General features: G+C 64.0%; 9 protein-coding genes and 2 pseudogenes. 6 read left to right on the top strand and 5 right to left on the bottom strand.

Annotation, left to right across the window (positions count from 1 at the left end; translation table 11 throughout):
- The first annotated feature begins 41 nt into the window (after positions 1–41).
- Positions 42–1,154, top strand: a complete 1,113-nt coding sequence (locus tag R0232_RS15875) for a CaiB/BaiF CoA transferase family protein (protein WP_431512703.1) — start codon at positions 42–44, stop codon at positions 1,152–1,154.
- Positions 1,155–1,193: 39 nt separating this feature from the next.
- Here the strand turns inward: R0232_RS15875 and R0232_RS15870 are convergent, their stop codons facing one another.
- Positions 1,194–2,594, bottom strand: a complete 1,401-nt coding sequence (locus R0232_RS15870) for an IS701 family transposase (protein WP_431512702.1) — start codon at positions 2,592–2,594, stop codon at positions 1,194–1,196.
- A gap of 331 nt (positions 2,595–2,925) precedes the next feature.
- Here R0232_RS15870 and R0232_RS15865 point away from each other — a divergent pair.
- A pseudogene (locus R0232_RS15865) lies at positions 2,926–3,288 on the top strand (IS110 family transposase); the annotation flags it as partial.
- Positions 3,289–3,440: 152 nt separating this feature from the next.
- Here R0232_RS15865 and istB read toward each other — a convergent pair.
- Entirely contained in the window at positions 3,441–4,178 is a 738-nt protein-coding gene (istB, locus tag R0232_RS15860; RefSeq protein WP_060985442.1) for an IS21-like element helper ATPase IstB, read from the bottom strand.
- A 26-nt stretch (positions 4,179–4,204) separates the two neighbouring features.
- Positions 4,205–4,738: pseudogene (locus tag R0232_RS15855) on the bottom strand (Mu transposase domain-containing protein); the annotation flags it as partial.
- Between the two features lie 162 nt (positions 4,739–4,900).
- Here R0232_RS15855 and R0232_RS15850 point away from each other — a divergent pair.
- From R0232_RS15850 to R0232_RS15840, 3 genes are read left to right on the top strand one after another with little or no spacing between them, the layout of a single operon-like run.
- Positions 4,901–6,145, top strand: coding sequence for a tyrosine-type recombinase/integrase (locus tag R0232_RS15850; RefSeq protein WP_060985441.1), 1,245 nt, complete (start codon positions 4,901–4,903; stop codon positions 6,143–6,145).
- On the top strand, positions 6,142–7,080 hold the full coding sequence (locus R0232_RS15845) for a tyrosine-type recombinase/integrase (protein WP_060985440.1): 939 nt from the start codon (positions 6,142–6,144) through the stop codon (positions 7,078–7,080). The genes R0232_RS15850 and R0232_RS15845 overlap by 4 nt, the downstream gene beginning before the upstream one ends.
- Positions 7,077–8,081 (top strand): tyrosine-type recombinase/integrase, encoded by a 1,005-nt coding sequence (locus R0232_RS15840; RefSeq protein WP_060985439.1) that lies wholly within the window; start codon positions 7,077–7,079, stop codon positions 8,079–8,081. Before R0232_RS15845 ends, R0232_RS15840 begins: the two co-directional genes overlap by 4 nt.
- Before the next feature lie 215 nt (positions 8,082–8,296).
- On the opposite strand, the gene istA is transcribed toward R0232_RS15840, so the two are convergent.
- Positions 8,297–9,166, bottom strand: coding sequence for an IS21 family transposase (gene istA, locus R0232_RS15835; RefSeq protein WP_431512701.1), 870 nt, complete (start codon positions 9,164–9,166; stop codon positions 8,297–8,299).
- A gap of 132 nt (positions 9,167–9,298) precedes the next feature.
- Between istA and R0232_RS15830 the strand changes: the two genes are divergently transcribed.
- Complete coding sequence (locus R0232_RS15830) at positions 9,299–10,357, top strand: IS110 family transposase (protein ID WP_431512700.1); 1,059 nt, start codon at positions 9,299–9,301, stop codon at positions 10,355–10,357.
- A gap of 107 nt (positions 10,358–10,464) precedes the next feature.
- Here R0232_RS15830 and R0232_RS15825 read toward each other — a convergent pair whose 3' ends face one another.
- Complete coding sequence (locus R0232_RS15825; protein WP_060987550.1) at positions 10,465–11,703, bottom strand: tyrosine-type recombinase/integrase; 1,239 nt, start codon at positions 11,701–11,703, stop codon at positions 10,465–10,467.
- Between the last annotated feature and the right edge of the window lie 97 nt (positions 11,704–11,800).

Raw genomic sequence — 11,800 nt, 5'->3', positions numbered from 1 at the left:
GCTGGCCTGTGGCTTAAATTCGGTTTCAGGAGTAACGACAAATGAGTGGTCCCCTGCAAGGGTTGAAAGTGATCGAGTTCGGCGGCATCGGCCCCGGACCGTTCTGCGCGATGATGCTGTCCGACATGGGTGCCGACGTGATCCGGCTGGATCGCAAGGCGGACAAGGGCAAGGACCGCGGACAAGGGGCCTTCCTGGCCAGTGGCAGGCGCAGCGTGCTGCATCGCGGACGCCGATCGCTGGCGGTCGACCTGAAGTCGCCCGATGACGTACAGCGGGTCCTGGCGTTGGTTGAAGGCGCGGACGCCATCATCGAGGGCTTCCGCCCGGGCGTGATGGAGCGGCTGGGTCTGGGCCCGGATGCGCTGCTCGCGCGCAACCCGCGCCTGGTGTACGGGCGCATGACCGGCTGGGGCCAGGACGGGCCGCTCTCGCAGGCTGCGGGCCACGACATCAACTACATCGCCCTGTCGGGCGCGCTCAGCATGATCGGGCGCGCTGAAGGCGGGCCGGCGGCACCGCCGGCCATGGTCGGCGACCTTGGCGGCGGTGGCATGATGCTCGCGTTCGGCATCGTTTGCGCCTTGCTCGAAGCGCGCACCTCCGGCCAGGGCCAGGTGGTCGATGCCGCGATCACCGACGGTGCGGCCCTCCTCACCTCGATCGTCTGCGACCTCAAAGCCCTGGGGCTGTGGAAAAACGAACGGCAGGCCAACCTTCTGGACGGTGGCTCGCATTTCTACGACACGTACGAGTGTGCGGATGGAAAGTGGATCTCGATTGCCTCACTGGAGCCGCAGTTCTATGCGCTGCTGCTGGAGAAGCTCGGCATCAGCGACCCCGAATTTCAACGGCAACGCGACCCGGCAGCCTGGCCGGCGCTCAAGCGCCAGATCACCGACATCTTCCGCAATCAACCGAGCGCGCACTGGTGTGCCTTGCTAGAAGGGACCGACGTCTGCTTTGCACCGGTGCTGACGCTGGAAGAGGCAGCCCGCCATCCGCACAACGCGGCTCGCGAAACTTTCTTTGAGCGAGACGGCGTCCTGCAGCCTTCGCCGGCCCCGCGATTTAGCCGAACGGCTCCGGATCGACCGCCACCCGCGCCGTTTATCGGGGAACACGACGACACCGAGGCCACTGGCGCGACCTGATGCGATTGGCGATCTCGATCTAGGACTGAGCTAATCTTACTATGTCACAAGAGTAGCCTTGTGCTTACCCTGCCGCAGCAGGGGCACCGCCCCAAACGAGCGATCAGCTGATAGCTCAGCCGATAACGCAGCGTCGTGATCGAGATCATCACGTGGCGCTGCGCGCGCAGGGCTGCCGCGGGGGACGTAATCCTCGGGAAGGGCAGGCATCTGGCGTTCGAGGAAGTTTTTTTTGCCGCCGACAGGCTTGTCGGCGACGAGGCGTTCTGCCATCAGGAATCCGTAGGCCGCGATGCTCAAGGCGGCATGGTGGTGAAACCCCCGCCAGCCTCGCCCTTCGTAGTGCCCGAGGCCGAAGTCCTGTTTCAAATCCTGATAGTTGCGCTCGATGCGCCAGCGCTGGTGGGCGACGCCGACGAGTTCGTCGAGGGTGACGTCCTCGGATAGCGTGGACAGGAAATACTTGCTCGGCTCAGCCTCATGGGCCGGCCACTCGATGAGCAGCCATTGCTCGGGACGCAGGCGCGCCTTGCCGACATTGCCGCCCGCATGGCGCACCCGCACGGCCGCGAAGCGGCCGTTCAGCGGTGCATTGGTTCCCTCGCGCCAAGTAACGCTCCGGAATGCCTGGGCTGGCAGTGACATCGCCAATGCTTTGACGCTGATGGGCTGCAAGGCGGCAGTGCGCCGAGGCACCACAGGTGGGCGGCCCCGGCCGCTGTACGCCGCCAGCGGCTGCAGCCCGGGTGGCCAGACTACGATGGCCGAGGTGATGCCAACCGCATAGAGCAGGCCCATGTCGCTGAGCGCCTGGCGAAAGGCGTTGTCCACACCGTAGCCGGCATCAGCCAGCACGCAGTGGTGCGGCGCGCCCTCCTCGAGCAGCGCGCGTAGTTGCTGCAGCGCGATCTGCGTCTTCGTGGCGAAGCGCACCTCCTCGGGCACGCCGGCCTTGGCACGGCGTTCAGGATCGGCCGCCCAGTCCTCGGGCAGATACAACTGCCAAGCCGCGGGCAGGCTGCCCTGATTGCTTGCAAGCGAGATGCTCACGGCCACCTGGCAGTTGTCCTGCTTGCCCAGCACCCCGCAGTACTGACGAGTGACACCGACCGAGTGGCGACCCTTCTTCGGGAATCCAGTGTCGTCGATGATCCACCAGCCGCCCTCACTGAAGTCCATCTTGGGCATCACCCACTGGCACGCGCGACGCAGCATCTGGGTGTCCGACCACTCGGCCTTGGCCACGAAGTGATGCAACGCCTGGTGCCGAGCGCTGGCGTGCATCGGATCCACACGTGCGGCCATGGGCTCCACGCTCTTGCGAGCCAACGGCAGCATCAAGCCGGTGCAGTAGCCACGAAGGCCCGCGTGTCGGTCTGCATGCCCCAGGCCTTTGCTCAGGTGCTCCAGGTAGTGATCGAAGCGCTCGGCTGCATTCATCGATCCTCCGCCACGAAGTCGAGAAGATCGCATTATGCCATTTATGACACAGTAAGACTAAGTAATCGGCCCGCCCGCGCCGCAAATCGTTCCGAAGAAACACCTGGCGTTGGCGCGCGCAATGTGAGAAGGTGGAACGCAGCACCGGCGAAGGCCGACACAGCAATGGTACACATTGCCCGCGACTGAGCTTGGTCATGGGCTGCGTCATCGACATTGGTGAGCCTGTGCCAGGCCTCTTCGGTCTGGCGCAGGCATCCCGTTTGAGAGAGTGATCAAGACGACGTACCCGAGCCGGTGTCACGTTCCACTTCTCATGATGGAGGATGCCATGGCACAACACAAGCGGCCCACCACACAGGCGGCCATCTCTCTGACCCACCCCAACGCCGCCGGTATCGACATCGGCAGCGCCGCGCACTTCGTAGCCGTGCCACCGGACCGCGACGACGAGCCCGTGCGCGAGTTCGCCAGCTTCACCGCCGACCTGCACCGCCTGGCCGACTGGCTCGACGCCTGCGGCGTGGACACCTTGGCCATGGAGTCCACCGGGGTCTACTGGATTCCTCTGTACGAACTGCTCGAATCGCGCGGCTTGACGGTGTTGCTGGTCAACGCGCGCCACGTCAAGAACGTCTCGGGCCGCAAGAGCGATGTGCTGGACTGCCAGTGGCTGCAGCAGCTCATGAGCTTTTGCGCATTCCACTGATGGCGGACAGTGATTCCATTCCCATCGCGGACAGCGTTCCATGCGATGGCGGACACCTTGCGCGGATGTCCTGAGTGACGCCCAAATCGTAGCCGAAGTGTCCGCCATCAGCGTGGAATGGCGTTTGGGCGGGATGGTCAGGCGGCCTTGGCCAGCTTTCTCATCGACTCGCCTTTGAGACCTATCTTGTGCGAGCCGTGCACGATGCGGTCCAGGATGGCATCGGCCAGCGTGGGCTCATCCAGCCAGGCGTGCCAGGCCGTCACCGGCAACTGGCTGGTGATGTGCGTCGAGCGTGAGCCCACCCGGTCGTCCAGCAGTTCAAGCAAGTCGTTTCGCTCATGCGCGGCAATCGGTGCAATGCCAAAGTCGTCCAGGATGAGCAGGTCCAGCCGCGCCAGTTGCGCCAGCCGTTTGCCAAAGCTGCCGTCCCCATGGGCCACATGCAGCTCCTCCAGCAGGCGCGGCGCGCGAGCATAAAGAACAGAGAACCCCAGGCGCGCCGCCTGCTGCCCAAGCGCGCAAGCAAGCCACGTCTTGCCGCAACCGGTGGCGCCGGTGAGCAGCACATTGTGACCATGGCGCAGCCAGTCGCCGCCGGCCAGGCTGGTGATGACCTCCCGGCTCAGGCCCCGACTGCCCCGCCAGTCGATGTCCTCCAGGCACGCGCCGGAGACCTTCAGGCGGGCGGCTTTCAACAGGCGTTCCAGGCGTTTGCTGTCACGCCAGTCCACCTCACGCTGCACCAGCAGGGCCAGGCGTTGTTCAAAGGGCAGCTCGCTGGCGGTGATGTGGATGGCGGCATCGTTCAGGGCGGCCACCATGCCGTCCAGGCGCAGTGCTCGTAGTTGGTTGAGGGTGTGTTCGTTGAGCATGCTTGTTCTTTCTCTATTTCCGTGTCTCAGTGGTAGTAGCCCGGCCCGCGCACGTTCTCGTGCAGCGGCAAGCTGACCTGCATGGGGATGGGGGTGTCCAGCGGACGCTGGTCCAGGCCACAACTCAGGATGGAGGCGACGCTCTTGTAGGACGGCGAGCGAATTGACTGCGCCCGTGCACAGGCCGCCTCCAGCCGTTCTGCCCCGTACTCACGCCCCAGGCGCATGAGGCCCAGGCAGGAGCGGTAGCCCTGCTCGGGGTGCGCTCGGTGCTCCATCTGCCAGCGCACCACGGCGGCGGTGGCAGCACCTATTCGTTCGCCCCAGGCGATGAGCTTGGCCGGCGTCCACTGCAGGTGCGCCCGGTGCGAGGCCGGCATGTGCTCAGGCGTGGTGGTGTGAGCGCCTTTGCGCCCATTGAGCGCGTGGGCGGCCACCCGCTTGTTGCCGTGCAGGACTTCGACGGTGGCGTCCGTGATGCGCAGCTCCACCGTCTGACCCACCAGGGCGTGGGGCACCGAGTAGTAGTGGCCATCGAGCTCGACGTGGTAGTCGATGTTTTCTGTGGTCGACCACAGAAAACATCTTGTGTGGCGTTGCCAGTTCTGTGGTCTTGACGCCGTACAGCGGCCTGTAGCGCGGGCGTGGCCGTCACGATGGCCACAGAACTTCTGGCACGAGCAGCATGGGTCCTCCATCCACTGTTCCAGAAGGGGTCACCTATGTTCGACGAGTTGTTCAAGCGCACCGCCGCCGTTGTGCGCCATACCGCAGCACCGCTCCTTGTGGAGCGACTCCTGTACCTGGAGCATCTGCGCGACGTCGGGTCCGCACACAAGACGTTGATCCGATACGCGGACGGCATGCTGTGCATTGGGGAGATGCTGCGGTGGACGTTGCCGAATCCGATCACGACAGAGCAAGTCGAAGCAGCGGTGGATCGATGGATCACCCGCCGACACAGCCGCAAGATCCCCGGACATGCGACCAAGATTGCCTTGCGGTGCACCGCGCGGGGCTGGTTTCGCTTCCTTGGACTCCTGCAGGCGAACGTTGACAACCATCCGGGCAGTGAACAGATCGAAGCCTACGCGCGCTTCATGCTCGAGGAGCGCAACCTCTCTCCGGTCACAGTTCGTGCCCGCTGCGGGCACGCCGCAGAGTTCCTTCGGCTACTCGCAGAACAGGGACGCGACGTGGTCGGGTTCGGCTGGCGCGACGTGGATCAGATCCTGGTCTTCAAAGGCCGCCAGGAAGGCCTGACCCGCTCCTCCATGCAGACGTACACCTATGACTTGCGCAACTTCGTCCGCTTTCTCGAAGATCGCCATCATTGCCTGCCCGGCCTGGCCGCAGCGATTCGACCGGGGCGCGTTTACCAAGGTGAGCAACTTCCCATGGGTCCGTCCTGGGATGTGGTCTGCCGCCTGCTGGACGCGATGCAGGGAGAGACCGACAGCGTGGTCCGTGATCGCGCCATCATGATGCTTTTCGCTCTGTACGGTCTGCGCGCGTCCGAAGTCCAGCGGCTGTCGTTGGATGACTTCGATTGGGAGAACGCCATCATTCGGGTCCATCGCTCCAAACAGTGCGCGCGTGTCGAGTGTTATCCGCTGGCGCACCCTACAGCGCAGGCGCTTGCCACGTACATACGGTCCGTCCGACCGAAGACAGATCGGCGCGAAGTCTTCCTGCAGATGCGCGCGCCATACCTGCCATTGAGCACGAGTGCATTGTGGCAAGTGGTCAGCCGGCGCCTGAGGCCGATGGATCCTGGTCTCAGACACCATGGTCCCCATGCGTTGCGACACGCCTGCGCGACCCGCCTGCTGGCGCGCGGGATGAGCATGAAGGAGATCGGGGACTTCCTCGGCCACCGCCATCCTTCCACCACTGCGGTGTACGCGAAGGTCGACCTCCATGGCCTGCGCCGTGTCGCAGACGTCGATCTGAGGAGATTCCTGTGAAGCTCGCCGACGCCCAAGCTCTGTACATCCAACAGCTCCAAGCCCGTGGCTGTGCCGGCACCAGCATCGCTGGTGTGCTGCGCATGTTCGCCAAGTCGATTGGTGGCGAACGCGAGTTGGAGACGATCCTGACCTCCGAGGTGAGAACCTTTCTCGACGGAACCCGACCACTGACACGGTACTGGCACCGCAAGCATTCGGCCTTGCTGGGCTTCTTTCGCTTCGCCTTCGTCCGGTCCATGGTGGCGCACATGCCGCTGCCTATGCACACCCCGCGGTGTCGCCAGGTCTTTCGGCCTTACATCTACACCGATGACGATGTCGCTCGGTTGATCGGCGCCATCGACTCCCTTCGGACATCGCGCATCGAACGGTACAGTCTTCGCACCTTGCTTGTGCTCTTGCTGGGAACCGGATTGAGGCTCAGCGAAGCGCTGCATCTGACCCTGGCCGATGTCGATCTGGAGCAGAACCTGCTGATCGTGCGCGAGAGCAAGTTCTACAAGACGCGCTTGGTCCCGATCGGACCTGATCTGGTTCGAATCTTGTGCACTTATGTCGATGCGCTGCACCCATCGCGCGGCGCCGATCCGGCCTCGCCGCTGCTCGTGTGCAGAGACGGCGAACCACTCACAGGAAGCGGCACACGCCGGGCGTTCGCCAGGCTTCGGTCCATGACTGGTCTGCGGCGCAACGACGACCTGCCCAATCTGCCTCGGCTGCACGACTTTCGGGCGAGCTTTGCCGTTCGCCGATTGACGGCCTGGTACAGGGAGGGTGCCGATGTCCAGAAGCTGCTGCCGCTGCTGTCGACGTATCTCGGCCACGTCAGCATCGCAGCCACCCAGGTCTATTTGCCGTTGACGCCGGAGTTGCTCGTCGAGGCCTCTGCGCGGTTCGAGCGCTACGCGACGCTGCAGGGCGATCAGCCATGAACACCGCGAACCAACTCGGCCCCTGGGTCAAACGCTTCCTGGCGGAGTACTTGGTGACCGTCAGAACAGTGGCCAGAAGCACCCAGCTCAGCTACCGGGACACGCTGGCCAAGCTTCTTCGCTTCGCAGCTCGCGCGACGCACAAACGTGTGGACCAGCTGAGCGTGGATGATCTCAGTCGCGAGATGCTCACCGCGTTCTTGCCGTCGACGACGACTACCAAGGGCGTCGGTGCGAGGACCATCAATCAACGGCTGGCCGCGTTGCACATGTTCGCGCGTTTCGTGGGTGAGTACGGGCCGGAACACCTGCAATGGTCCGCAAGCGTGCTTGCGATCCCTTTCAGGAAGTTTGCCAGCCCTCAGATCGCGTACCTGGAGAAGCCGGAGATGGATGCCCTGCTGGCCGCGGCAGATGCGCACACGCCCCAGGGCATGCGTGACCATGCCTTGCTTCTGTTCCTCTACAACACGGGCGCTCGCGCTGACGAGGCAGCGCACGTCAAGATCGGGAGCGTGCAGCTTGCGCAGTCTGACGGGGCGCGCAATGCGTTCGTCTCACTGCATGGCAAAGGCGGCAAGATCAGGCTCTGCCCGCTGTGGCCCCAAACGGCCCGTGAACTGGCCTCCTTGATCGCGGGGCGCCCGTCCACCGAGCCGGTGTTCCTCAACCGTTGCGGCCGACCGATGACACGGTTTGGTGTCCATGACTTGGTGGCGCGATATGCGCGCCGGATTTCGGAGAAGTTTCCTGCCATCAAGGCCAAACGCGTCAGCCCTCACACCATCCGGCACACTACAGCGACCTACCTGCTGCGTGCCGGCGTCGACATCAACACCATCCGCGCATGGCTGGGGCATGTCTCGCTGAGTACGACAAACATCTACGCGCAGATCGATCTGGAAGTGAAGTCTCGCGCAGTGGCCCAGTTGGAGCCCTCGGGCAAGGCAACCCGGCGACGAATCGAACCCGACTTGATGCAGTTCCTGCGCTCGCTGTAGCCCAAAGTTCTGTGGCCATCAAGGCAGCTACGCCCGCGCTACAGGCCGCTGTACGGCGTCAAGGCCACAGAACTGGCAACGCCACACAAGATGTTGACCCGGGCACTCTTGAACCGTGCAATCGCCATGCGCGTGACCGGCAGTGGGCGCAGGACTGGCCGGTCGAGCTCGGCAAAAGCGCTGGCCCGGTTACCGGGCAGCTTCTTGAACGGGCGCTAATTCAAGTCGGCCAGCAAGGCGGCAATCGCCCGGTTGAGCGCGGCCAGGCCGAAGAAGGTCTGGTGGCGCAGCCTCGCCAGAATCCAGCGCTCGACCACCTGCACGCCCACCTCCACCTTGGGCTTGTCGCGTGGCTTGGCTGGGCGCGCGGGCATGACGGGCAGGCCGTAATGGGCGGAGAGTTCTTCGAGCAGGCGGTGCGAGGTCGGCTCGTAGCGGTCAGGACGGGCCATCAAGGCACGCGGCTGGTCGGGCACCAGCAAGCGGGGCACGCCGCCGATGAACTCCAGCGCAGCCATGATGCCGGCCACCCAGTCGGTGGCTTTCTGGCTGGCGGTGGCGCACGCATAGGTGTAGTTCGAGGCGCCCAGCACCGCCACAAATATCTGGGCCTGCGTTATCTCGCCGGTGCTGGCGTCCACGATGGGCACTGTCTGACCGGCGTAGTCCACAAAGAGCTTGTCGCCGGCCTCATGGGTCTGGCGCATGGAGCGCTTCAATCGCCGGGACCAGGCTTGGTACTTCTCGCAGAAGGCGCTGTACTTGTAGGCCTGACCGGCGTGCTGCTGTTGATATTCCTCCCACAGCAGTTGCAGTGTGACGCCGGGGCGGCGCAGCTCAATGTGAATGCGGGCGCAGTCGGGCTCGAGGTGGCGCGACGCGCGGGGCACCGGTGGCTTGTAGAGCCGGGCCTGGAGTTCTTCGTCGCTCAAGGTCTGGGCCAGCGCCCAGTCCACGTCGGCCACGCGCGCGTAGCTGGCGATTTCGCTGACAGTGGATTTGGAGATGCCGAGAGCGGCGCCGATTTGGCGGGTGCTCAAGGCACCGCCGTGCAGCAGTTGCAGTGTGTGTCGTATCTTGCTCATGGTGACCCTGGGTGTGGGCATCGCTGGTTCCGGTCAAAAAACCGGGCAGCGTATGCCGCGTTCGGGTCACTCAGAACACCCCTCAGGTGTCCGCCATCAGTTTGGAATGCTGTCCGCCTTCACCGTGGAACGGTGTCCGCCATCCCGCTGGAACACTGTCCGCCATCAGCGTGGAATCGTGTCCGCCATGGCGTGGAATACGCAAGCTTTGGCCTGCTGCGCGGCGCCTTCCGCCCGGCTGAGCAGGTTTGCGTGCTGCGCTGTCTCTCCCGCCAACGCGCCATGCTGCTGCGCAGCCAGGGCCGCTTCGTGCAGCACATGCAAAAGGCCCTGACGCAGATGAACATCCAGCTGGCCAACGTCATCGCAGACGTGGCCGGCGAGAGCGGCCAGAAGATCCTGCACGCCATCGTCGCCGGTGAGCGCGATGGGCAGGCCCTGGCCAAGCTCAGGAACGCGCGCATCCGCGCCAGCGAGGAACAGATCGCCAGGAGCCTGCAAGGTAGCTGGCGCGCCGAGCACCTCTTTGCCTTGAGGCAGGCGCTGGACGCGTTTGACTTCTGTGGCACCCAGCTGACCGAGTGCGACGCGCAGATTCAGGCGCAGTTGCAGGCCCTGCATGTGCGAGAGGACGAACCGGCTCAAGGCAAGAAGCGCGGGCGCGCCCGCAATGCCCCGAAGTTCGATCTGCGCACCCAGCTCTTCCAGATGTGCGGCGTGGACCTCACGCGCATCGACGGCATCGATGTGATCACCGCGCTGGTGGTGGTCTCCGAGGTGGGCGCGGACATGGGCAAGTTCCCCAGCGACAAACACTTCGCCTCCTGGCTGGGCCTGTGTCCGGGCACCAAGATCACCGGAGGCAAGGTCATGAGCGGCAAGACCAAGCGCTGCGCCAACCGTGCGGCCCAAGCGCTGCGTCTGGCGGCAGCGGTCTTGCGCTCGAGCCACTCGGCGCCGGGGGCTTATTACCGGCGTATGTGCGCACGCATGGACAAGCCCAAGGCCGTGACAGCAGCGGCACACAAGCTGGCCCGACTGATCTACGCCATGCTCACCCACGGTCAGGAATACACCGACCGAGGGCAGGACTACTTCGAGGAGCGCTACCGCCAACGGGTCTTGCACAACCTCGCCCAGAAGGCCAAGGCCATGGGCATGCAGCTCGTCCCTTCCGACAACCCCGCTTGAAAACACCAGGAAAATCAATCAGCTATCTGGTGTTTCTTGAGAGGTCCCTCTCTTCTTCGCTGACGCTGCAGCATAAGTGCAGCCACGAAGCCGACCGGCAAACTGCTCTACACAATCAACTCCAGTTCCTTGACAACGCTCCCATCTCCCGCCTCGCAGTCCATCAGGAACTGCATCCAGGTCAGCAGCGCCTGCCGACGCTCCGGGTAGTAGGTGTGCTGGTCGTAGATGCCCTCCACGCCCGTGAGCTTGTGGTTCAGGCACATCTCGGAGATATCTCTGGGAACACCGAGTGCGCGCATGTGGGACTTCATCGTGCTGCGCAGGTCATGCGGCGTGAAGCGGCGCACTTGGGGCTTGTACTGCTTGATCCAGTAGTCGATCGACTCGCGCACGGTGTCCTTGCTCAGATGGGTGTCGCCTCCGTTTCGCTCAGTACGGCTGTGCGCCCTCGCCGGCAAAACATAGGCCGACCGGAAGGCGAACGTACGCAGTTCCTTGAACCAATCGATGAGCTCCGGGGCGAGCGGCACATCCATGGCCGGCCCGGTTTTGCTCGCGGGAATGTGCCAACGGGCCTCGTCGAGATGCACGTCCTTCCACTTGGCCGTGAAGAGTTCTGCTCCTCGCACGCCCGTTGCCAGCAGGATGCGGATTGCGAGTGTGTTTGGTCGGCGCATCGGCGCGTTAAGCAGCAGGTGCAGTTCCTCGCGGGTCAGCATCAAGCGTTTGCGAACCGGTGGTCTGGGGCCCAGCAGAGCACTGATCATGATGCCCACACAGGGGTTGGCGTTGACGAGGCGCTTGCCGCAGGCATGGGTGAACAGGCACTTGGCCGTGATGTGCAGGAGGCTCGACTCACCCCAGGTGAGCTTGCTGTCGTCGATCAGTGCCACGATGTCGCTGGACTCGACTTCACGCACGCTGAGCGAGCCAAACCGGTTTTCGATGCGCTTGAGGTGGCGTGAGTAGCAGACCCGTGTGCTCTTGGCCAACGTGACGAGTACCTTCTGGCGATAGTCCTGGATCAGTTGACGGACCGTCCAGTCCTTCGCCAATGCTGCCTTGGCCTTGATCCGCTCGGCCATCGGGTTCTTGCCTTGTGCGATCTCGGCCCGCTTGACCAGGGCCATCGTCCGCGCTTCGGACAGACCGATGGCCGGATAGGGCCCAAGGGTCATCTCGGGTCGTCGTGTGCCGTGTCGGTATCGCAGTACCCACGCCGCATTGCCTGCGGCCGACAACGTGAAGATCAGCCCCCCGCCGTCGCTCATCGATAGCGGCTTGCCCGCTTTGATCCATTGCCTGAGCTGTAGGTCAGAAAGCAGCCCGCCTTTGCTTGCCATGTTCGTTCTCCTAGTGCCGACGGGCTTGGCCGGATCGTCCGGCTGGTCACCCATCAGGTCACCCAATTTTGTTGAAACAGGGTGGCACTCCGTGACA

Origin of the sequence: Variovorax sp. DAIF25 (genome assembly GCF_050711835.1) — a bacterium.
Lineage (GTDB): Bacteria > Pseudomonadota > Gammaproteobacteria > Burkholderiales > Burkholderiaceae_C > Variovorax.
The sequence above is the reverse complement of the archived record's forward strand: the minus strand, read 5'-3'. Positions and strand labels throughout refer to the sequence as shown.

Coding starts and splice junctions, on each gene's coding strand:
- istA (WP_431512701.1), bottom strand. CDS start 9,166: ATGAGCAAGATACGACACACACTGCAACTGCTGCACGGCGGTGCCTTG.
- R0232_RS15825 (WP_060987550.1), bottom strand. CDS start 11,703: ATGGCAAGCAAAGGCGGGCTGCTTTCTGACCTACAGCTCAGGCAATGG.
- R0232_RS15875 (WP_431512703.1), top strand. CDS start 42: ATGAGTGGTCCCCTGCAAGGGTTGAAAGTGATCGAGTTCGGCGGCATC.
- istB (WP_060985442.1), bottom strand. CDS start 4,178: ATGCTCAACGAACACACCCTCAACCAACTACGAGCACTGCGCCTGGAC.
- R0232_RS15840 (WP_060985439.1), top strand. CDS start 7,077: ATGAACACCGCGAACCAACTCGGCCCCTGGGTCAAACGCTTCCTGGCG.
- R0232_RS15870 (WP_431512702.1), bottom strand. CDS start 2,594: ATGAATGCAGCCGAGCGCTTCGATCACTACCTGGAGCACCTGAGCAAA.
- R0232_RS15850 (WP_060985441.1), top strand. CDS start 4,901: ATGTTCGACGAGTTGTTCAAGCGCACCGCCGCCGTTGTGCGCCATACC.